We start from the raw sequence: 20,643 nt of genomic DNA on the forward strand, positions 1-20,643 counted from the left end.
GGCGGCCCATGCGATGCTGGGCGCTACTCCCGATACTGGATGGCTCCCGCGATGGCACAGGTGCAGATCGTTTCCGACGGCCCCAACTACCGCCACCAGATCCGCAGCGGCGAGCATGCACTGATTGCCGATGAGCCGGCCACGTTGGGCGGCCAGGGTGCCGGCCTGGCCCCGTTCGACCTGTACCTGGCCTCGCTGTCGGCCTGCACCGCGATCACCCTGCGCATGTATGCCGAGAAGAAGGGCTGGGAGCTGGGCGAGTTCCGTGCCGAACTGAGCTCGCGCCGCGACGCGGCCGACCGGCTCGTGGTGCACCGCGTACTGCACGCCAGCGCCGCATTGACCGATGCGCAGTGGGCTCGGCTGCTGGAGGTCGTCGAAAAGACCCCGGTCACGAAAGTGATGCGCGAAGGCGCCACCATCACCAGCGAACGCGGCGTCTGACGCCCCGGCGTGGCGGAGAAGAATGGCCCGGCACGCCGCTCCCAGATCGATGACGGGGGAGACATCTCGCTGTGAAAGCGGCGGGCCGGGACAAGGGGGTGCGGCACGGCGTGCTCGGGCAGGCCGGGACGCGGAAGGAAGGGAGCGGAACGTGTCTGCGTGGTGGGCCAGCGCGGTCAGCGCGGTGTGGCCATCCCCGACAGCTCCACGCGGCGGTTCGGCGCCAGGCAGGCGATCAGGGCCTTGCGCCCTGCCGAATCGCACTGCACCAGCGGGTTGGCCTTGCCACGGCCTTCGGCCATGATCGCCGCCGCCGGCACGCCCCCCTGCACCAGCGCATCCCGGACGGCCTGCGCCCGGCGTTGCGAGAGATCGAGGTTGTAGGCATCGGCGCCGATGCGGTCGGTGTACCCCAGCACCTGGATGGTCTGCACCTGGCTGGCGCTGCGCACCTGCGCCAGTACGCCCTCGATGCTGCGGCGCCCTTCGGCGGTGAGCACCGCGCTGTCGAAGGCGAACAGCGCATCGGCCGACAACCGCAGCGGTTCGGTCGGCATCACGACCGGGGCCGGCGGCGGCGGCGGCGGTGCCGGCGGCTGCAGGACCGCCGCGCAGGCAGCCGGCTTCCAATGGCTGTCCTGGGCGATGCCCTTGTTGTCGAAGGTGACCATGAACTGGCAGGTGAAGTAGTCACCGCCGGGCGTGCTGCGGAAATTGAACAGGTAGTTCCATTCGCGCACCCCCCACATGCCCTCGCCGAAATGCGGCGTACCCAGCAGGCTGTAGAGCTGGCGCTTGCTCATGCCGCGCGCGAACAGGCGCAGGCTGTCGATGTCGACGAACAGCCCTTCCTTCAACGTGGCCTTCCGCGGGTCCGGGAACGCGGGGGCATCGGCCGCTGCGCTACCGGCCTCCTGCGTGCCGGGACCGTCGGCCTTGCGCCCGTGGCTGGCGCAGGCACTGAACAGCAGGACCGCCAGCCCCAGCGACAGCGAGCGCAGCAGCGGTGACATGGATGTGGATGATGTGGACATGCGATCCCCCTGGATACGTGTAGGTAGCCACCCCCTGAAGCGCCGGCAGGTGCCGGCGCCCGCGGCGATCACCACTGGATGCCGGCGCCCACGGCAACACCGCCGTCGCCGCGACTGTTGGTCGACCCGCTGAACTTGTAGATCCAGCGGCCACCTTCGGAGACACCGGAGATGCCCACCGCCACCCCGGATTCCCCGTTGAAACTGCCGGCGGCCAGCGAGGCCATGCTGCGTCCGGCCTCGTAGGGCTGCGGCAGCGCCGCCACCGCCATCGCCGAAGCGACGCCGGCCGAGGCGCGGTTGTCGGTCTTCTGCAGGTTGCGGTCGAAGGAATCCATGCGCTGGTCGGTGTACGCCTTGGACCAGTCGAGCGTCTGGCTCAGCCCCGAGCGCAGCTGGTCCACGTTGACCGCATCGGTACCGGCGGTGCCGGCGGCAACGTTGCGCACCGTGGTCGGGCCGGTGGCGGTGCTGCCCAGGGTCACGCTGTTGAGGTTGGTGGTGCCGTTGACGTTGGTGTCGTAGCGCAGCGTGCCCTGCTGCGATGCCTGCAGCTGGCGCACGTTGACCGCGTCGGTGGCCTGGCTGCCATCGGCAACGTTGGCGATCTGCCGTTCCGCACCCACGCTGCCCACCGACACCGTATTGGCGCGGTTGGCCACCGAACCGGCCCCGAGCGCCACCGAATTGTCGGCCTGTGCGCTGGCCCCGTTGCCCAGCGCGGTGGCGCTGCTGCCCGCGGCCGTGGCACCGGCGCCGCCGGCGGCGGCATTGGCGCCGGTGGCCGACGGCTGCGCCAGCCCCTGGGTGTTGTTGACCTGGAACATTCCCGACGTGCCGTTGTTGATGTTGGTGATCTGCGTGTCGGTGTAGGCCTTGGACTGGTCGATGGCGTAGTTCACGCCGTTCTGCAGCTGGCCCACGTTCACCGCGTCGTAGCGCTCCGAGCCGTCGGCCACGTGGGTGACCTTGCGCTCGGCGCCGCTGCTGCCCACCGCCACTTCGCCAACCGAACTGCTGCCACCGGCTGCCCCGTAGGCACCGGTATAGCCGCTCTGCGCCCCCACGCTGGCCACCGAGCCGCTGCCCAGGGCGATGCTGTTGTCTGCGCTGGCGCTGGCGCCATCGCCCACGGCCACGCTGCCCGCACCGCCGGCGCTGGCCAGCGGGCCGATCGCCACGCTGTTGGCGCCGCTGGCGGCGGCACCGCGCTTGAGCGAGTTGACCTGCACATACGGACTGCCGGCACCGGGCTGGATCTGGTCGATGCGCGTGTTGAGCGTGGTCAGCGACGCGTCCACCGCTGCGAAGGCCACTGTGACGTTGCTGTAGTCGTTGCTGACCACGCTGCCATCGGTGGAGATCGTGGAGATGCGGAAGGTCGGCGCGGTCCAGATGCCGGTGTTGCCATCGAAGTTGGTGGTGCCGCCGAAGTAGCCGACCAGCGCGTTGTTGGTCTGGAACAGCTGGTTGCCGGTCACCGCCGCCCGGCTGCCGGCCAGCACGCTGCCATCGGCCAGGTTGCCCAGGCCCACCGCAGCACCGGTGCCGTCACCGGCCAGGGTGATCTGGTTGGTCGCATTGCCGGAGGCGTCCACGTCGTACTTGACCGCCAGCTTGTCGATCGTGTCGGTCTGGTCGGCCACGTTCGCCAGCGATTGGCTGACCGCGTCGAAGGCACTGCCGACGTTGTCGTACGTGCCCGGGGTCACCTGCCCATCGGTAGCGACCTGGTTGATGGTGTAGGTCGGGGCGGTCAGCACGCCGTTGGCATCCACTGCGGCGCCGCCGCCGAGGTGGGTGGCCACGGTCTGGTTGGCCGCGAACAGCTGGGCACCGTTGATCGCTTCGGTGCTGAGCGCGCCGATCGCACCGGCGCCGATGTTGCGCAGCGTGGTCGGCCCGGTGCCGTTGCCGAGCGTGGCGCTGGCGAAGTTGAGGCTGCCGTCCGGATTCGCGTCATAGCGCAGCGCCCCCTGTTCGGACGCCTGCAGCTGCCCGAGGTTGACCGCGTCGGTGGCCTGCGTACCGGCGGCGACATTCACCACCTGGCGCTCGCTGCCCGCCGCACCCACCGAGACCGTGCCGCTGCGGTCGGCGACCGCGCCGGCACCCACCGCGATCGCGTTGGCGGCCGTTGCGGAGGCGCCCATGCCCACCGCGATGCTGTCCACACCGGCGGCCGCGGCATCGCTGCCGGTCGAATTGACTTTCAGGTAGCGGCTGCCGGCGCCGTTGCGGATGTCGGTGATCTGCGTGTTGAGGTTGACCAGCGAACCGTCCACCGCCGAGAACGCGTCCGTGGCGTTGTCGTAGACGCCCTGGGCGATCGCACCGGTGCTGGACACCGTGCTGATCTGGAAGCTCGGCGCGGTCCAGGTGCCGGTAGCCGGGTCATAGGCGGTGAGGCCGCCGAAATAGTCCACGATCGCCGTGTTGGTGCCGAACAGCTGGCCGCCGTTCACGGCCTCGGTGCTGCCCGCCGCGACCGTGCCGTTGGCGAGGTTGCCGAGCGTGGTGGTGCCGGTGCCGGCGCCGAGCGTGATCCGCCGGTAGTTGGCATTGCCGGCGCCATCGTCGTCGTAGGTCACCGCGAATGCGCCGACCGCATCGATCTGCGAGATCGCGCCCTGCAGCTGCGCGACGTTGACCGCATCATTGGCCGCGCTGCCTGCGGCAAGGTTGGTGATCTGCCGCTCGCCACCGGCAAAGCCCACCGACACCTCACCGGCCGACACCTGTGCGGTAGTCAGGCCATAGGCGTTGTAGCTGGCCTGCGCGCCACGGTTGGCGGCCGAGCGGTAGCCCAGCGCCACGCTGTTGGCCTGGCTGGAGGTCGCCTCCGCACCCAGGATGGTCTGGCCGTTGGCAGTGCCGCGGGCACTGTCGCCGACCACCACCGAATGCCCCATCCGTGCAGCGTAATCCGCGGTGGGCACGCCGGTCGGATCGGTCGGATCGTTCAGGCCATTGCCCGGGAACGCGAGGTTGGCGTCCTGGCGCGGCAGCTCATGGCGTGCATTGGCACCGATCACCACTTCCTTGGACCCGTTGGCGTACGCGCCATCGCCCATCAACACCTGGTAGTCCTGCGCTGCGTTGACGGCCCAGCAGTCCACGGTGGCGACCAGCAGGTTGACGCAGGTGTTGGACCACGCGGGCGAGCCGTCCGGCAGCAACAGGCCCAGCAGACCGTTGGGCTTGCCGTTGTTGATGTTGAAGATGTAGCTGTCGGAGGTGACGCCGCCGATCAGGGTCAGGTGCGAGGCACCGCCCGTGGACGCATTGCCCAGGCCATCCAGCAGCGTGCCGACCGGGGTCAGGTTGACCGTGGGAATGCCCAGCACATTGGTCACCGAGTAGGTCTGCATCACGTTGGCGCTGCTGACGGCCAGGTTGCCGTTGCGCACGTAGCCGTCACCACCGAGCAGACCCTGTGCGGTCGGCCCGACCAGCTGCGACAGCGAGCCCACCAGCCCGCCGGTACCGATCACCAGGCCGGCGTTCGGATCGGCGGCCACCGGCCCTTTCGGGCTGCCCGGCGGCAGCGAGGTCGGGGCCGGCAGGATCGTACCCACCACCGGCTCGAGAATGCCGCCGACCGTGTTGCCCACGCCGCCCAGCAGATCGCCGACGGTGCCGCCGACGCCGTTGAGCACCCCGCCCACGGTGTTGCCCACGCCATTGAGCAGATCGCCCACGCCGCCGAGCAGGCCGGTCGGTGCGAGCGTCATCGAACTGGTCTGGCGTGCGGCCGCGGAGGCGTCCACCAGTTTGGGATTGCGGTCGGCCGCATCCACCACATGGCCCAGTGCATCCACCTTGACGCCACCGGCGACGCTGGTGGCCAGCGAGGCCGCCACCGTATCGTGTGCGGCGGCGTCCACCTGGGCCAACGCCTCGACGTCGGCCTTCAGGTCGGCGTCGACGTTGGCTGCCGGCGTCGTCGCGGTGACGGACGCATCGGCCTTGAGCGCGCCGGCGATACGGGCCGCGTCCGGACGTGGTGCCAGGGCGGCGGCGGCATTGGCCTGCACGTCAACCTGCGCATGGGTGGCCGCGACCGTGCCTGCCGCCGCCTGCACGTTGGCGGCCGCATCGGCGTGTACGGCAAGGCCCTGCGGCGACATCGACACCGTTGGCGCGGCGCTGAGCGCCGTGGTGGCCAGCGGCGTCTCCGCGCGCACCTCCACGCCAAGGCCGGCAAGGGTCTCACCGCTGCCCGGCAGCGCGATGCGCTTGGGCAGGGACAGTTCCACCTTGGCGGCGACGGGCAATGCGACCGTGCGCGTGCCGAGGGCCAGGTTCACATTGGCCTGCGCGCTGAGCGCCGGCGAGGTATCGCGGGTATGTGTAACGGCCGCCAGCGCGGCCTCGGCGTCGATCTTCGCCGGCAGCGGCGCGTACTTGGCTGCAAGCGCCTGCAGATCGTTGAGCGTCTGGCTTTCGCCCGCCCATACGCTGCCACTGCACAGGGCCATCGCCAGACCCAGCGACAGCGCCGACATCGGCACCCGCAGGTGCACACGGACCGGGCCAGCGGCCAGGCTGCCACGCGAGGTGGCGATTTCCGAGACGACCACCAGGGCCTTCAGTTGGTGGCTCCAGACCAGACGAAAGATGCGATTCATGACGGTATTCCCCCGTTGACGATCGATGCGGACTGCGGCGTCCATGCCTCTGGGCACGTGGGATTCATTACAGTCGTCGCGTCGAGCGCCGCGCACTTCATTCCGGCAGGCCAAAACCGGGTTCCGGCAAAGCAACGGGGAAAACCGGCAGGCGAATGCGCAAATACGGCAGAAAGTCGCCGGGCGCCCTTGCGGGGTGGTGATCGGGGCGCAGTGCGGTGATCCGGGCGGCGGCCCGGCCGAGGGGCGTCAGGCCGGGCTGCCGATCTGCGCCGGGGCCCGCATCAGGGTGTCACGGGGCAGTTCACCGAAGACACGACGATAATTGTCGGCAAAACGGGACAGGTCCCACAGGCCGCAGCTCAGTGCGATCGCCTTGACCGACTTGCGGCTCGAATCGGCCATCGACAGGCCACGGCACGCGGCGCACAGGCGCAGCATCGAGAGATACCGATTGGGCGAGGTGCCGAACAGATCCTCGAACGCATACCGCAGCGCCCGCTCGCTGACGCCGGCGGCATCGCATATTTCATTCATGTAGATATAGCGACGCAGATTGAGCCGCATGAAATGTTCGGCCCGCTGCGCGATCAGATAATGGGTGCGACGCGCCCGGCTGCAGGTTGGCCGGTCGCCGGGACCGGCCGCCAGCAGTGCCTGCACGTGCGCGTGCAACAGCGATTCGACCGCGTCGTCGGGCAGTGCGACACCCTGCCCGCCCAGCGTGTCCTGCAGGTGCCGGTACTGCTGGACCAGCCGGTGTACGCCGACCCCACCCGCCGGGTGGAACAGCGACAGCGCCTGGCCGGCCGGCGGTGTGCTCAGCAGGCTCAGTTGCGTCAGTTTGCGTTGTACCCGCTGCATCGGCAGCAGCAGCAAGGTGAGCCGCGTGCCGGCGCTGAAGGTGAACTCGCTGATGCCGTCGGGCAATACCGTCAGCGCCATGCCCGCCGACAACGGAATGCCGTGGCACCAGCTCAACCCGTCGTCGGTGTCGTGGATGAAGCCGAGCAGGCACCAGTCCGGTGGCAGCATGAAACGCCCGCGGAAATGGAAGCCGCAGACCAGCGTGCAGAACAGTGCTTCGTCATGTACCAGCGCATCGATGCTGGCGCGGGGACCATTGCCATCGAGCAGCACCATCTCGACGTCGCACACCCGCAGCACGCCGCTCAGCGTGGCCAGGTCGAACGCCCTGAGGTTGTCGCCCATGTCGCCCACCACACCATCAACCATGACAGTGATGCCCCCCGTTGGCCCGGCTCCCCGGCGCGCATCGCGCGACGCCGATTCACCGCTCGTCCGCGCTCCTCGCACGCTGCGGAATATGACTGCGCATTCGCGATGAGTATGCCTCAATCGCGACACGGGAAAACAACCCCGTTGGCCGGAAATTGCGCGGATTACGTGGGTTTCACCTTGCCATCACATAATCACGACAACTCGTTCACCTTCAGGATATTAAATGGGAGCCACGCACTGCGGATCGGGGAATCGGCAGCGACCGCACTAAAGTTCGGATTATCCCTGCCGATTTTGTGCATCACAGACCATCGCATTCGCTGAACATTTCGTTGAATGTCGGTGCCGCCACACGCGGCACCATCGCATCACAGGGGGACGTCATGGACAGGCAGGCAACCGCAGTCGTTGCTTCCACCGACAGGCCGCAGCCGCACCTGCGCCGCGCCTGGCCGGCTCTTGCGTACCGCCAGGCACGGGGCCAGCCGGGATAGCCCGGCCGGCATCGGCGACCCGCACGGGTCGCACTCCTGCGCAAGGAACTGCGCAGGCCAGCGGAAGGCCCTCCGCGGAGTCGGAACCGGCCCTCTTCACTGCAAGGCAGCTGCTGCCCATCCGGGCCCTGATAGGTAAATGGAGATAACCGTCATGAATGCATCCATCCGCAAGTTCCTGGTCGAGGAAGACGGCGTCACCGCACTGGAATATGGCCTGCTCGCCGCGGTCATCGCCGGCGTCCTGGTGGTTACCGGCCGCACCCAGATCACCGCCTTCTTCACCAATCTGTTTACCCGTCTGACCGCACTGGTCGATTCCGCCGCGGCCTGACCGGTACCGGTGCAGGTCGGCCGCCCTTCGTCCGCCGTCTCTCCGGCGGCGACGGTGTCGTCTGGCCCGCGATCCACGTTGAAACCGCACAGGGGATAGTGCCCATGTCGTTTCTTCCCCTACTGGCGCTGCTGCTGGGCGTACAGGTCGCCATCAGCGACCTGTACGCCCGACGCGTCTCCAATCGCGTTCTGCTGCTGGCGGCTGCCAGTGCACTGGCGTGGCTGTGCGTGCAGTGGGCGGTCGCGCGCGGCGGCATGCCGGGCGCGCACCTGCTGGGTGCCGTGGCGGGGTTGCTTGCGTTGCTGCCGTTCTACGCCATCGGCTGGATGGGCGCCGGCGACGTCAAATACTTCGCGGTGCTCGGCCTGCTGCTCGGCTGGAGCGCGCTGCTGCCGGTCTGGATCATCGCCAGCCTGTGCGCCGGCGCGCATGCGCTGTGCATCCATGCCGCCCGTCGGGTGCGTCCGATGATGCCGCTGCGCCTGCAGTTCCTGCGCGACAACGCTGTGGAGCACCTGGACCATCATCCCGCCGCCGACCAGATCCGCCACGCGCGCCAGGGCCGCGTGGGCATTCCGTTCGCGGCCTATCTTTCGCTGGGCGTCCTGCTGTGGGTCGTCCAGGACACCTATGCGGTGTGGCCATGACAACCGTCCGCGTCCCGCCCGCCGGCCAACGCCACCAGCGCGGCATCGCCACGCTGGAGTTCGCGCTGATGCTGATGTTCGGCCTGTTGCCGCTGCTGCTCATCACCTATTCCGGGGTGATGCTGATGGCCGTACAGCAGACGCTCTCGGTGGCATCTGCCGAGGGCGCGCGCGCCTCCCTGCGCTACGCCACCCCGGACCAGCGCCGCATGGCCGCGTGCGTGGCCGCACGTCGCTCCATGCAGTGGCTGCTGGCCTACGCCGGCCAGAGCCCGACCTGCGCCACGAGCGCCGCGCCCCCCATCATCGTGTCCGCGCCGGCGCCCTGCGCCGACCTGCCCAGCGCGCAATGCATCCAGGTACGGGTCAGTTACGACTACCGCGCCAACCCCTTCCTGCCGGGCACCGGCACCGTTTACGGCTGGGTCGTGTCCCGGCCCATCACCAGTACCGCTGTCGTCCAGTTGGACCAGGGCAGCAACTGATGGCCATCCCAGGAGACGCCGCATGCTCAAGTTGACCCGCATTGCCGCCGTGCTGCTGATCGCGTTGGCGGCGATCCTGGCCGTGGTCGCCTTCGGCGTCAGCCGGCGTTCGAGCCAGGTGCCGGCAGCGCCTGCACAGACGCGTGCGGCCGAGGTGCCGACCTGGCCGGTGGTGGAAGCCGCCAACGCCCTGCCCGCCGGCCTGCCGATTGCCGCCAAGGACCTGCGCGTGGCCGGCCGTGCGCAACCGGTGGCTGGCGGATTCACCACGGTGGCCGACGTCGTTGGGGCCGTGCCGACCCGGGACATTCCCGCCGGCACCGCCCTGGATGGCCTGGTGATCGCCCAGGGCTACGCCCTGCGGCTCAATCCCGGCGAGCGCGCCCTGGCCGTGCCCGTGGACGAACTGGTGGCGGCCGGCAACCGCATCCAGCCCGGCGACTTTGTCGATGTCTTCCTCAATCTGCGTGCAACGCCGGGCGTCCGCGACGACGGCGACGCACAGGCGCGCCTGCTGCTCTCGCGCCTGCGCGTGCTCAGCTACGGCGCCGACGATCTCGGCACGCCTGCCGCCCCCGCCGCCGACGCGCCGCCGCCGGCCGACAGCCGTGCCCAGGACATCACCCAACGCCAGTCCAGCAGCCGCAGCAGCGATGGCACGGCCGCCGCCGCGCGCAGCGCGGTGCTGGCGGTCCCGGTGGCCGATGCCAGCCGCCTGCTGCTCGGCGCACAGCAGGGCAAGCTGTTCCTGGCGCTGCGCAATCCTGCCGATGTCGGCCAACCCGACCTGGCGTTGTTCGCGCAGCCGGCCGGGGTGCTCGCCCCCCGCCGCGAGCTGACCCCCGAGCAGCGCCTGGCCCTGCAGTCGCCCGAGAACGATGCCTACGCCGGCATCGACAGCGCCGCACTGGCCGGACGCGGCGGTGCACGCCCTGCGCCCGTGGCGTCGGCAGGCACTGTTCCCCGGCGCAGCGCGCCGCGCCTGGATCGTGGCGTGGAAATCATCCGCGGCGACGCCTCCTCCCATAGCGGCTCGCCATGAGCCATCTGCCGAGACAGCCCATGACCCAACGCCCCACCCCTGCGTGCCGTCTCCTCCGCGCCCGTACCCCGGGCTGGTGGCTGTTGCTGGCCCTGGTGCTGGCACCCTCGGCCAACGCCAACGCCGACCTCGTGCTGCAGACCCGCGAACAGCGTCCGTGGACGCTGCCGGCCGACCTGGAGCGCGTGGCCATCGCCGATCCCGGCGTGGCCGATGTGGTGATGCTGCGAGGCCCGCGCCAGGCCCTGCTGGTGGGCAAGACCCCTGGGACAACCACCCTGCTGCTGTGGCGGCGCAACAGCAGCGAGCCGCAGCGCATGCAGGTCGAGGTGCGCAGCGCCGTGCAGGGCGCGCTCGGCGACGGCGCCGGCACCCAGCTGACGGTGCAGGACGGACAGGGATTGTTGCAGGGGCTCAGCCCGTCGATGCTGGACCACGCACAGAGCCGCAAGGCCGCCACGATGGCGGTTGGCAAGGAAGGCCAGCTGGCCGATGTGGCGACCATCGCCAGTGGCGGTGTGGTGCAGGTGGAGGTCAAGGTGGTGGAGTTCAACCGCACCACGCTGCGCCAGATCGGCGTGAGCTTCTACAACAGCAACGGTGGCTTCACCTACGGCCTGACCCGCCCGGGCGGCATTCCGCCGACCACCGACGATGGCGGCGAGACCACGGTGACGCTCAATCCGCTGTCGTCGGCATTCAACCTGGTGGCCAGTTCGCTCACCCACGGCTGGCTCGCCAACCTGGATCTGCTGCAGAGCAACGGCATGGCGCGGGTCCTGGCCGAACCCACGCTGGTGGCGCTGTCCGGGCAGAGCGCCAGCTTCCTGGCCGGCGGCGAGCTGCCGATCCTGGAACCGCAGGGACTGGGCACCACCACCGTCACGTTCAAGCCATTCGGCATCGGCCTCACCGTCACCCCGACGGTGCTCAGCGCCGACCGCATCGCCCTGAAGGTCGCGCCCGAAGCCAGCGACCTCAACTACAGCACCGGCATCGCCTACAACGGCGTGCTGATTCCGTCCATCACCACCCGTCGCGCCGACACCACGGTGGAACTCGGCGATGGCGAATCGTTCGTCATCGGCGGCCTGGTCAGCAATACGGTCAGCTCCAACGTGGACAAAGTGCCGCTGCTCGGCGATCTTCCGATCATCGGGTCGTTCTTCCGCAACCTCAACTACAAACGTGAGGAGAAGGAACTGGTCATCATCGTCACCCCGCGCCTGGTGCAGCCGCTGGCCAAGGGCACCGAACTGCCGCTGCCCGGCCAACGCGAAGCCGCGCCCAACCAGCCGGTCTGGGGTGCGTGGCTGCTGGGCCCGGCGTCGTCGGACCAGCTTCCCGGTTTCTCGCGCTGAGCCATGCCAGGACGACCGCCGCCATGTCCGCCGCCACCATGCATCTGGTTCACCCCCGGGAGTCGGCCATGAAGCTGGTGCTGTACGCACCCGACCGCGATCTGGTGGCGCGGCTGACGCCACTGCTGCCGGCGGCGGCCGAGGTGCAGTGGCAGGACAGCGGCGCGCCGGCAGCAGCGCTTGAACCGCTGCGCGACAGCGGCTGCGTGCTGCTGCTGGACTTCCGCCACGACCAGGCCGCGTTCTCCGCCGCGCTGGTGCGCCAGGTACAGGCGCAGGCGCCGGAACTGCCGCTGGTGGCCGTCGGCTCCACCGCCAGCGACCAGCTCGACGGCGTGGTGGCCGCGCTGCGCGCCGGGCTGCGCGACCTCATCGATCTGGACGCACCGCCGAACGAGATCGAGGCGGTGCTGCGGCGCGCGAGTGACACCGGCGCACCCGCCAAGGCGCCCGCCGCGGTCGCGCACAAGGCGCGCATGATCCTGCTGCTGGGCGTGCGCGCCGGTGTCGGCAGCAGCACGCTGGCCGCGCACCTGGGCGTGCTCGCGCAGCAGGCACACAGCCCGCCGCTGGCGCAGGAAGAAGATCCCCCTCCGGTGGCCAACCACCTGCTGCTGCTGGACCTCGCGCAGCCGGCCGGCGACCTGGCGCTGTACCTCAATCTGGACAGCAGCTTCCACTACGACGACGCCCTGCGCCACGCCAGCCGCATCGACGCCACGCTTGCCCGCACCGCGATGACCCGCCACCCGGCTGGCCTGGCCCTGCTCGGCCAGCCGGCCGGCACCGACGGCACGCCGATGGCCGACCCCGCAGTGCTCGTGCAGCGCCTGCGCGGCATCTTCGACACGCTGCTGTGCGACCTGGGCGGGGCCTGCGTGCGCCAGATTCCGGTGTCGCTGCTCAACAGCGCCGATGAGATCTGGCTGATTGCCGATCAGGCGATCGGCACGCTGGTTTCCCTCGACCAGGCGCTGACCCAGCTCGAGCGGGTCGGTGCGCGCGACAAGCGCCTGCAGCTGGTCATCAACCGCTTCGACGATGCCAGCGGCATCAGCCCCGCCCAGATCGCCACCCGCTTCGGCCTGCCGCTGCTGGCCACCCTGCCCGACCGCGCCCGCCTGCGCTCCGCCGCCAGCCACGGCCGGCTGCTGCTGCAGGAAGCCCCGCGCGACCCCTATCTGCGCGCCCTGGCCCCGCTGCTGTCCCGACTGGATCCGTCCGCGGCCCCCGCCACGGCACGCAGTTGGCGGGAACACCTCGCCCTTCGCCTGAGTGGTAGCCAATGGAAGACAAAGTGACGCCGTTCGCGGCCCCCGCCGCGCGCCACGACCCGCCCGCCGATCCGGGCGCGGCCGTGCTGCCGTTCGAGCAGTCCGAGGAGTACCAGAAGGTACTGATCGCGGCGCACGAACACCTGCTCAATGCGATCGAGGACGAACGCATCGACATCGATGCCTGGGCCCCGGATACGGTCGCGCGCTACGTGCACACCCAGACGGCGGCCTTCGTGCAGGAGTGGCGCATCCCGATCAACGAAATCGAAAAGGACATCGTCGCCAGCGCCCTGGTCAAGGAGCTCACCGGGTTCGGCCCGCTTGACGACCTGCTGCACAACCCGGAGATCGAAGACATCCTGATCAACGGCTACAAGGACATCCACGTGTCCCAGGGCGGCATGCTCAAGCGCGCACCGCAGCGCTTCAGCGACGACAGCCACCTGCTGCGCATCCTGCGCCGCATCCTCGCCCCGCTGGGCCGGCGGCTGGACGAATCCAACCCGATGGTGGATGCGCGCCTGCCCAATGGCGGTCGCCTCAACGCGATCATCTCGCCGCTCGCTGTCGACGGTCCGATGGTGTCGATCCGCAAGTTCCGCAAGGACCCGTTCACCCCGGACGAGCTGCTGCGCATGGGCACCTTCGACCGTCCCATGCAGGCGCTGCTGCATGCGATGGTGCTCGGCCGCTGCAACATCCTGGTCTCCGGCGGCACCAGCTCGGGCAAGACCTCGCTGCTCAACGCGCTGGCCAACTACATTCCGCCGACCGAGCGCGTGATCACCGTGGAGGACACGGCCGAACTGTCGCTCAACCACCCGCATGTGGTGCGCCTGGAGAGCCGCATCGGCGGCGCCGACGGCAACGGCGCGGTGAGCATCCGCGATCTGGTGCGCAACAGCCTGCGCATGCGCCCTGACCGTATCGTGGTGGGCGAAGTGCGTGGCGCCGAAGTGCTGGAAATGCTGCAGGCGATGAACACCGGCCATGACGGTTCGATGGCCACCATCCACGCCAACTCGCCGCGCGATTGCCTGTACCGCATCGAGATGCTGGCCGGGTTCGCCGGCTTCCAGGGCAGCGAGGACAGCCTGCGCCGGCAGATCGCCAGCGCCATCGACTTCATCGTGCAGATCTCGCGCCTGGGCAGCGGTCGCCGCGTGCTGGTTTCCATCACGGAAATCACCGGCGTCAGCGACAACCTGATCACCACCCAGGAAATGTTCCGTCACGAAGTGCAGTTCGACGCCGACGGCAAGGAACACGACCGCTGGATCGGCCTCGGTTTCCAGCCGCACTCGCACAAGCTCGAACCGTTCCGGCGGCAGCTGCGCGAAGCCCTGGATGGAGGCTACTGACGATGGTCTTCGCCCTGCTCCTGGCCAGTGTGGCGATGGTGCTGGTGGCAGCGGCGCTGGCGCTGTGGAGTGGCGCCAGCGCGCGCGAGCAGCGCCAGGTGTCGCTGCAGCACGCCGAACAGCGCCTGGCGCGGAGCGGTCCGGGCAATGCCGCCCTGCCGGAACTGGGCAGCGCCCCTGCCGGCGGGGCACGCGCCCGCGGCGAACGTCCGTGGGACGCGCTCCTGCGGCGCGCCGCCCTGCCCACCGGCTGGCGGGTGCCGCTGCTGGTGGTGGGGATGAGCCTGCTGGCGACATGGATCGCCACCGCGCGCCTGGGCACGTGGTGGATGGTGCCGATCATGCTGGTGCTGTGCACGCTGGTGGTGTGGTTCTGGCTGGGCCGCCGCATCGCCAACCTGCAGCGGCGCCTGCTGCGCCAGCTGCCGGACTTCCTGGACAACCTGGTCCGCCTGGCCGGCCTGGGCAACAGCCTGCAGATGGCCTTCCAGACCGCCACGGCGCAGGTGCCCATGCCGCTGCGTGGATTGCTCGACACCACCTTGTCCTACACCCGCAGCGGCCTGGACCTGGACCGTGCGCTTGCCCAGGCGTCGCAGCCCTATCGGCTCGAGCCGCTCAACGTGCTGGCGGTGGTGCTCGGCGTCAGCGTGCGCATCGGCGGGCGCGCCGACCAGATCCTGCAGCGCATGAGCGATTTCATGCGCGATCTCGACCAGGCCCAGCAGGAGCTGATGGCCACCACCTCCGAAACCCGCATGTCGGCCTGGGTGCTGGGTCTGCTGCCGCCGATCTGCGCGGTGCTGATGGCCATCGCCAGCCCCGACTTCTTCCAGCCGGTCATCCACGAGCCGCTCGGCCACAAGCTGCTGCTGGGTGCGTTGGCGCTGGAGACTGCCGGCGCGTTCCTGCTGTACCGGCTGGCCAAATCCATATGAACCGGAGACGCGCATGAGCAGCACCGGCTACTGGATCGCAGCACTGTTGCTGCTGGCGGCAGGCCTGGCCCTGCTCGGCATCCGCTGGTTCGTGCTGGGTGGCCACCAGCAGCTCACCGAAGCGGCGCTGCAGTCGGCATTGCGGCCACGCGAAGGCACTCCTGCACAGGGTGCCCCGGCCACGCCGCCGAGCGCACGCCAGCACGGCATCGCCTGGCTGACCGCCTTTGGCCAGCGCTTCAGCGGCAGCCGCATCGAGAAGGCGCTGCTGGCACCGGAGGATCGCCTGCTGCTGGACCAGGCCGGCTGGCACACCAGCGCCGGCACCGCCATCTTCCTCGGCCTGCGCCTGGTGCTGGCAGTGGTCTCGCTGGTGGTGGCGCTCACCTTCAGCGACAGCACCGGCTTCAACCGCGTCATGCTGATGCTGGCCGCGCTGGCCTTCGGCATCCTGCTGCCCAAGTTCGCGCTGCGCGCCTGGGCGACCCGCCTGCGCAAGCGCGTTTCGGCCGAACTGCCGCTGCTGATCGATCTGCTGCGCCTGCTGCAGGGGGTGGGCTTCAGCATGGATCAGAGCCTGCAGACCCTCGGCGACAAACTGCGCAACGCGATCCCCGTGCTGGGTCGCGAGATCCACCAGGCCAATATCGCCTACATGCACGGCCGCACGCGCCAGCAGTCGCTGCGCCGGCTGAGCGAATCGTTCGACGACGAGGACCTGCGCAGCCTGGTGCAGTTGATCATGCAGGTGCACGAACACGGCGGCGCGGTGCAGGAACCGCTGCGCCAGTTCAGCGTGCGGCTGCGCGAGCAGCGCCGCAGTTCGCTGAAGGAGAAGGTCGGCAAGCTCTCGGTGAAGATGACCGTGGTGATGATGCTGACGTTGTTGCCGGCCTTGATGCTGGTGCTGGCCGGTCCGGCCATCATCGCCCTGGCCACCGCCTTGACCAGGATCGGGTGAAGACCATGCCAAGCCCCTTGTTGCCCCGCCTCGGCACGATCGTGATGTTGGCCACGCTGTGCGCGGCCTGCGCCTCCACGCGCCCGGCATCGTACCGCCAGGACCCGATCGCCCAGGCCTCCCCGGAGGTACCGCCGCAGGAGGATCGCGTGCTGTACCTGGACCTGATCGCCAAGATGCAGAAACAGGGCGCCTTCTACGCATCCCTGGCGCACGTGGATGCCTACCGCCAGCGCTACGGCGACAGCCCCGCGCTGCGCCTGCTGCATGCCGACGCCCTGCGCGAGACCGGGCAGCGCGATGCCGCGCTCGCCGCCTATACCGGATTGACCACGGGCCCGCAGGCCGCCGCGGCCTGGCATGGGATCGGCCTGATTGCCGCGCGCAACGACGACGACGCCCGCGCCGAGACCGCGCTGGCACGCGCCGTGCAGCTGCAACCGCTGAATACCGATTACCTCGGCGACCTGGGCTTCGCACGGCTGCGCGCCGGGCACTGGGACCAGGCGCAGGCACCCCTGGCAATGGCCGCCGAACTGGCGCCCGGCAACGTCAAGGCCAATGCCAACCTGGCCGTGTGGGCGCTGCTGCGCGGACAGCCGGAGACCGCCGAGCGGATCATCCGCGATGCCCGCCTGCCCGACACCGCACGCGAGGAAATCCAGCGCCTCGCCCAGCAGCTGCGCCAGCGCGCGGCGTCACGGACAGCGCGCGTCAGCGCCGTTGCCACACCACCGCTGGCCAGCAACGCACCTGCGACAGCGCCCGCACGCGAACGCACTCCCCGCCTGGCCGCCGAGGCCGATCGACCGACCGCCAGCGGCGATGCCCGGCTGGCGCCCTCCATGCTGGAGCGCTTCGGCGCCCCCGACACCGCCACCGGGAACACGCCATGAACCAGATCGCCTTCGCACCTGCACTGCGCGCGTTGGCCGGACTCACGCTGGCGGCATCGCTGCTGCTGGCCGTGGACGCCCGTGCCCAGCAGGCACCCCTGACCGGCAGGATGCTCGCCGACCCGGCCGCACCCACGTCGTCCGCCACCACCGCCGCTCCGGTTCCGGTGCCGGCCGGCACCGACGGCTGGCCATCCCCGCAACAGAGGGCAGCGCCGGCGCCGTCGGCACCCACCCGGATCGGCGATGCCACGCGTGCCCTGCTGCAGCTGCAGGCCGACGGGACCCAGGCCGGGCCGCGCCTGCCGATCCTGGGCGACCAGGCGGCCGCCAGCTACGCGCGCTACCTGAAGAGTTTCGAACACGAGATCCCCGAGTACATGAAAACCAACGTGCGCAAGGATGTTTCCGGGACCAACGACGGAGGCTGATGCCATGAACGTGCCTGGCCCTGGCGGGGCGCCGCGCCCCGCCCCCCGCGTGCTGCGCATGCGCCAGCGCGGCGGCATGTCGGTAACGATGATGCTGGTGATGCTGGGCCTGGTGATGATGCTGGGGCTGGTGGAGATCGGCTTCCTGTACTGGGCCAAGCGCGACGCGCAGAAGGTGGCCGACCTTGCTGCGCTCGCCGGTGCCCAGCGGCTGGAGCTGTGCGCGGCCAACCAGGCCGACAACAGCGCCGCCCGCGGCAATGCGATGACCGCCAACCGCTTCCCCGGCACCGTGCAGGTGCAGTGTGGCAACTGGAATCCGGCCAACCCGGCCGCCGATCACTTCACCACCACGCTGGGCCCGCAGGCGCCGTTGAATGCGGTGCGCGTGCAGGCGCGGCGTTCGGTGCTGCCGTTCTTCGGCCAGAACACCACCCTGCCCACCCTGCAGGTCCAGGCCGTGGCCATGCGCGCCCAGCCCACCGCCGTGTTCAGCGTCGGCTCGCAACTGCTGCGGGTCAACGGCAACACCCCGCTGGGCAATGTCCTGCGGCTGGTCGGCGTGGATCTGGACCGCACCACCCTGCTCGGTTACGACGGCCTGGCCCAGGCCCACATCACGCCCGGCGGACTGCTGCAGGCCCTCGGCATCCCGGTGGCCGCCGACATCGGCATCGCCGAGTTCAACCGGCTGCTGGCCGCCAACCGCATCTCGCTGGGACAACTGCTGGATGCCACCGCCACGGTACTGGCGCAGAGCGGCGTGGCCAACGTCGATCTGCGCGCGCTCAAGAACGCCCTCGCCACGCAGATCAACATCGACCAGGCGAATCTGCAGCTGGGTTCCAACGATGCCGGCAGCGGCCTCTTCGCACGGATCGTCGCGCCCGAAGGGCCGGCCTCCAGTGCGCTGCGCGCCGACGTCAACGTGATGGACCTGCTCACCACCGGCATCAGCATCGCCAACGGCGGGCGCGGGGTCGACGTGGACAACCTCAGCGTGCTCGGCCTGGTCAACGCCAAGGCGGCCATCATCGAACCGCCGTCCATCGCCATCGGTGGCGTGGGCGCACGGGCCTACAACGCGCAGGTGCGCCTGAACGTCGATGTGGACACCAACAACCTGGTCGGGCTTGGCCCGATCCTGTCCGTGCTGGGTGTTCGTCTGCACCTGCCGATCTACGCCGATGTCACCAACGCGATGGGTACCTTGACCGCGCTGCAGTGCGGTGCGCAGCCGCCAACGGCCACGATCAACGTGGAGTCGTCCGTGCTGCGCGCCTGCGTGGGCAGGGTGGACCCGGCCAACCGCTTCTCCACCCGCAACGTGTGTGAAACCACGCTGCAGAACGAACAGATGCTGACCCTGCTGGGCGCCACCCTGGTCAACGACAAGATCCGCCTCAACGGGCTCACCCATGCCGAAAGCGTCACCCTCGCCGCTGGCGAAACCGCCTCCACCCGCGTCAACGCCGCCCTGCTCGGCGACACCGTGGCGGCGCTGGTCAATGAGCTGCTGCGCGTGCTGGGCAACGTGCTCAATCCCGCACCGAAAGGCCTCGGCACGGCTGAAACCGCCAACCGCCTGGCCGAGCAGTATCTGAAGGCCGCCAACCCGGACCCAAGCAAGAAGTACGACGTGCACGCCACCATCGACCTGTTGAAGAACGGTGCGCCTGCGCGCGGCATCGAGCCGATCGGCACCTGGAACATCACCAAGGGCGTGCCGTATCCCTGCGGCCTGATCACGTGCTTCCGCGACGGCACGGTCTGGGAAGGCTATGAGGCCGCGGTCACCGGCAACGGGCAGGGCCTGCTCGGCGGTGTGCTCGGCACCCTGCTCGGCGGCCTGGTGATCAACCGCTGCAACAGCCTGCTGACCGGTCTGCTGGCGTACAACGCCTGCGTCAAGGGCAACCTGGCCTCCTACCTGCAGACCGCCGAGGATGGCGTGCTCGACAACTTCCAGGGCAACGGCAGCGTGGTCGACCCGGGCACCGACACGGTGGCGTGCAGCGGGCTGCTGTGCCTGGGCCTGAAGCCGGTGCTGGACCTGCTCAAGCCGATCCTCAACGGCGTCGGCACCCTGCTCACCCAGACGCTGGCACAGGTACTGGGCCTGGAACTGGGCAGGACCGACGTGCACGTGCAGTCGATCAACTGCAGCCCTGCGCAGCTGGTGTACTGAGCCGCTCCCACCCGCGCGCAGGGGGCGTGCGGACCCCGCCCCACTGCATGCTAGACTGCCGCGGGGACTTCACATCACCGTTGAATCCATTCGTGGATGGCCTGAATATGCGAGAGAGAAAAGGGGTTGATTCCGCCACCATGCGTACGCTGGCCGGTGGAATGCTGTTGCTGCTGATGACCGCCGCACCCCAGGTGCTGGCGGCGCGCGCACCGCGCGCCGAAGCGCCTGTCGAACCCGCGCAGCGCCCGGTACCGACGGTGCGCAACAGCGTGGACGAACTGCGCCAGCTGGTGGACTCGCGCCAGCTCACCGAGCTGCGCACCACCTACAACGGCAGCTATGGCGCCAGCCTGCTGTTCAATACCAGCACGCTGAACTACTACGTGGCGCTGTTCCACGAGAAGGAGTTCTGGCGGGTGATCAAGACCGATTCGGTCGAGAACGCCGAGAAGGTCTACCGCACCTTCGTGCAGCAGACCGAAGAACTGGCCCAGGTGTATATCGACACCACGCGCCTGCAGGCTGGCAAGCGCTACACCGAGAACCTGGTGGCCTACAACGCCCAGCGCCTGCAGAGCCTGCAGCAGGAAGCCGAGCTGCAGCGCCAGCAGTCGCTGCAGGTCAGCGCATCGCTGCAGGAAGCCAAGCAGCAGGCGGTCAGCCTGAGCACCGATCTGCGCAGTACCCACAGCGAGCTGGACGCCCTGAACCAGCGCATCCAACTGCTGCAGGCGCAGCAGGGCAACCCCGAGCTGTCGCTGCCCACGCCGGACGCCGCGCCGGTTCCGGTGCCCGCACCGTCGGGTCAGTCGGGCACCCCGTAACACCTGCGCACGCGCGCTCCCTGGCCGCCAGGGAGCGTTGCGCGAAC

At 69.5% G+C, this 20,643-nt stretch carries 17 protein-coding genes; 14 read left to right on the forward strand and 3 right to left on the reverse strand.

Going from position 1 to position 20,643, the window contains the following annotated elements; all coding sequences use genetic code 11:
• The first annotated feature begins 51 nt into the window (after positions 1-51).
• Positions 52-444, forward strand: coding sequence for an OsmC family protein (locus tag ACLB90_RS00755; protein WP_411851170.1), 393 nt, complete (start codon positions 52-54; stop codon positions 442-444).
• Positions 445-620: 176 nt separating this feature from the next.
• Here ACLB90_RS00755 and ACLB90_RS00760 read toward each other — a convergent pair whose 3' ends face one another.
• The 3 genes from ACLB90_RS00760 to ACLB90_RS00770 all read right to left on the reverse strand — a co-directional run bounded on the left by ACLB90_RS00760 (position 621) and on the right by ACLB90_RS00770 (position 7,345).
• Positions 621-1,457, reverse strand: a complete 837-nt coding sequence (locus ACLB90_RS00760) for an OmpA family protein (RefSeq protein ID WP_411851171.1) — start codon at positions 1,455-1,457, stop codon at positions 621-623.
• A gap of 89 nt (positions 1,458-1,546) precedes the next feature.
• Positions 1,547-6,109 (reverse strand): YadA-like family protein, encoded by a 4,563-nt coding sequence (locus tag ACLB90_RS00765; protein ID WP_411851172.1) that lies wholly within the window; start codon positions 6,107-6,109, stop codon positions 1,547-1,549.
• A 249-nt stretch (positions 6,110-6,358) separates the two neighbouring features.
• Positions 6,359-7,345 carry a helix-turn-helix domain-containing protein gene (locus ACLB90_RS00770; RefSeq protein WP_411851173.1) on the reverse strand — a complete coding sequence of 329 codons (987 nt, stop codon included), beginning with the start codon at positions 7,343-7,345 and terminating at the stop codon, positions 6,359-6,361.
• Positions 7,346-7,999: 654 nt separating this feature from the next.
• Between ACLB90_RS00770 and ACLB90_RS00775 the strand changes: the two genes are divergently transcribed.
• The 13 genes from ACLB90_RS00775 (at position 8,000) to ACLB90_RS00835 (ending at position 20,596) form a co-directional block, all read left to right on the forward strand.
• Positions 8,000-8,179 (forward strand): Flp family type IVb pilin, encoded by a 180-nt coding sequence (locus tag ACLB90_RS00775; protein ID WP_411851174.1) that lies wholly within the window; start codon positions 8,000-8,002, stop codon positions 8,177-8,179.
• A gap of 104 nt (positions 8,180-8,283) precedes the next feature.
• Entirely contained in the window at positions 8,284-8,829 is a 546-nt protein-coding gene (locus tag ACLB90_RS00780) for a prepilin peptidase (RefSeq protein ID WP_411851175.1), read from the forward strand.
• A complete protein-coding gene (locus ACLB90_RS00785; protein ID WP_411851176.1) occupies positions 8,826-9,314 on the forward strand; it encodes a pilus assembly protein in 489 nt (162 codons plus the stop codon). Before ACLB90_RS00780 ends, ACLB90_RS00785 begins: the two co-directional genes overlap by 4 nt.
• A 22-nt stretch (positions 9,315-9,336) precedes the next feature.
• Entirely contained in the window at positions 9,337-10,356 is a 1,020-nt protein-coding gene (gene cpaB, locus ACLB90_RS00790) for a Flp pilus assembly protein CpaB (protein ID WP_411851177.1), read from the forward strand.
• Between the two features lie 20 nt (positions 10,357-10,376).
• The gene (locus tag ACLB90_RS00795) at positions 10,377-11,717 is read left to right on the forward strand and encodes a type II and III secretion system protein family protein (RefSeq protein ID WP_411851178.1); all 1,341 of its coding nucleotides are present in this window, start codon (positions 10,377-10,379) and stop codon (positions 11,715-11,717) included.
• A 68-nt stretch (positions 11,718-11,785) separates the two neighbouring features.
• Positions 11,786-13,018 (forward strand): CpaE family protein, encoded by a 1,233-nt coding sequence (locus ACLB90_RS00800; protein ID WP_411851179.1) that lies wholly within the window; start codon positions 11,786-11,788, stop codon positions 13,016-13,018.
• Positions 13,003-14,355: a CpaF family protein gene (locus tag ACLB90_RS00805; protein ID WP_411851180.1), complete on the forward strand. Its 1,353-nt coding sequence runs from the start codon at positions 13,003-13,005 to the stop codon at positions 14,353-14,355. The genes ACLB90_RS00800 and ACLB90_RS00805 overlap by 16 nt, the downstream gene beginning before the upstream one ends.
• A 2-nt stretch (positions 14,356-14,357) precedes the next feature.
• Positions 14,358-15,293: a type II secretion system F family protein gene (locus ACLB90_RS00810; RefSeq protein WP_411851181.1), complete on the forward strand. Its 936-nt coding sequence runs from the start codon at positions 14,358-14,360 to the stop codon at positions 15,291-15,293.
• Positions 15,294-15,306: 13 nt separating this feature from the next.
• Entirely contained in the window at positions 15,307-16,254 is a 948-nt protein-coding gene (locus ACLB90_RS00815; RefSeq protein ID WP_411851182.1) for a type II secretion system F family protein, read from the forward strand.
• Between the two features lie 5 nt (positions 16,255-16,259).
• On the forward strand, positions 16,260-17,150 hold the full coding sequence (locus ACLB90_RS00820) for a Flp pilus assembly protein TadD (protein ID WP_411851183.1): 891 nt from the start codon (positions 16,260-16,262) through the stop codon (positions 17,148-17,150).
• Positions 17,147-17,581, forward strand: coding sequence for a DUF3613 domain-containing protein (locus ACLB90_RS00825; RefSeq protein WP_411851184.1), 435 nt, complete (start codon positions 17,147-17,149; stop codon positions 17,579-17,581). Before ACLB90_RS00820 ends, ACLB90_RS00825 begins: the two co-directional genes overlap by 4 nt.
• A 4-nt stretch (positions 17,582-17,585) precedes the next feature.
• The gene (locus ACLB90_RS00830; protein ID WP_411851185.1) at positions 17,586-19,769 is read left to right on the forward strand and encodes a TadG family pilus assembly protein; all 2,184 of its coding nucleotides are present in this window, start codon (positions 17,586-17,588) and stop codon (positions 19,767-19,769) included.
• A gap of 107 nt (positions 19,770-19,876) precedes the next feature.
• Positions 19,877-20,596: a DUF2968 domain-containing protein gene (locus ACLB90_RS00835; RefSeq protein WP_411851186.1), complete on the forward strand. Its 720-nt coding sequence runs from the start codon at positions 19,877-19,879 to the stop codon at positions 20,594-20,596.
• Positions 20,597-20,643: the final 47 nt, after the last annotated feature.

It is taken from the genome of Stenotrophomonas sp. LGBM10 (assembly GCF_046736075.1).
Taxonomy (GTDB): domain Bacteria; phylum Pseudomonadota; class Gammaproteobacteria; order Xanthomonadales; family Xanthomonadaceae; genus Stenotrophomonas.

What these genes read in the sequence shown, in the direction of transcription:
- ACLB90_RS00795 (WP_411851178.1), top strand. Translation starts at nt 10,377, where the DNA reads ATGACCCAACGCCCCACCCCTGCGTGCCGTCTCCTCCGCGCCCGTACC.
- ACLB90_RS00820 (WP_411851183.1), top strand. Translation starts at nt 16,260, where the DNA reads ATGCCAAGCCCCTTGTTGCCCCGCCTCGGCACGATCGTGATGTTGGCC.
- ACLB90_RS00810 (WP_411851181.1), top strand. Translation starts at nt 14,358, where the DNA reads ATGGTCTTCGCCCTGCTCCTGGCCAGTGTGGCGATGGTGCTGGTGGCA.
- ACLB90_RS00780 (WP_411851175.1), top strand. Translation starts at nt 8,284, where the DNA reads ATGTCGTTTCTTCCCCTACTGGCGCTGCTGCTGGGCGTACAGGTCGCC.
- cpaB (WP_411851177.1), top strand. Translation starts at nt 9,337, where the DNA reads ATGCTCAAGTTGACCCGCATTGCCGCCGTGCTGCTGATCGCGTTGGCG.
- ACLB90_RS00815 (WP_411851182.1), top strand. Translation starts at nt 15,307, where the DNA reads ATGAGCAGCACCGGCTACTGGATCGCAGCACTGTTGCTGCTGGCGGCA.
- ACLB90_RS00760 (WP_411851171.1), bottom strand. Translation starts at nt 1,457, where the DNA reads ATGTCACCGCTGCTGCGCTCGCTGTCGCTGGGGCTGGCGGTCCTGCTG.
- ACLB90_RS00785 (WP_411851176.1), top strand. Translation starts at nt 8,826, where the DNA reads ATGACAACCGTCCGCGTCCCGCCCGCCGGCCAACGCCACCAGCGCGGC.
- ACLB90_RS00770 (WP_411851173.1), bottom strand. Translation starts at nt 7,345, where the DNA reads ATGGTTGATGGTGTGGTGGGCGACATGGGCGACAACCTCAGGGCGTTC.
- ACLB90_RS00765 (WP_411851172.1), bottom strand. Translation starts at nt 6,109, where the DNA reads ATGAATCGCATCTTTCGTCTGGTCTGGAGCCACCAACTGAAGGCCCTG.
- ACLB90_RS00825 (WP_411851184.1), top strand. Translation starts at nt 17,147, where the DNA reads ATGAACCAGATCGCCTTCGCACCTGCACTGCGCGCGTTGGCCGGACTC.
- ACLB90_RS00800 (WP_411851179.1), top strand. Translation starts at nt 11,786, where the DNA reads ATGAAGCTGGTGCTGTACGCACCCGACCGCGATCTGGTGGCGCGGCTG.
- ACLB90_RS00755 (WP_411851170.1), top strand. Translation starts at nt 52, where the DNA reads ATGGCACAGGTGCAGATCGTTTCCGACGGCCCCAACTACCGCCACCAG.
- ACLB90_RS00805 (WP_411851180.1), top strand. Translation starts at nt 13,003, where the DNA reads ATGGAAGACAAAGTGACGCCGTTCGCGGCCCCCGCCGCGCGCCACGAC.
- ACLB90_RS00830 (WP_411851185.1), top strand. Translation starts at nt 17,586, where the DNA reads ATGAACGTGCCTGGCCCTGGCGGGGCGCCGCGCCCCGCCCCCCGCGTG.
- ACLB90_RS00835 (WP_411851186.1), top strand. Translation starts at nt 19,877, where the DNA reads ATGCGAGAGAGAAAAGGGGTTGATTCCGCCACCATGCGTACGCTGGCC.
- ACLB90_RS00775 (WP_411851174.1), top strand. Translation starts at nt 8,000, where the DNA reads ATGAATGCATCCATCCGCAAGTTCCTGGTCGAGGAAGACGGCGTCACC.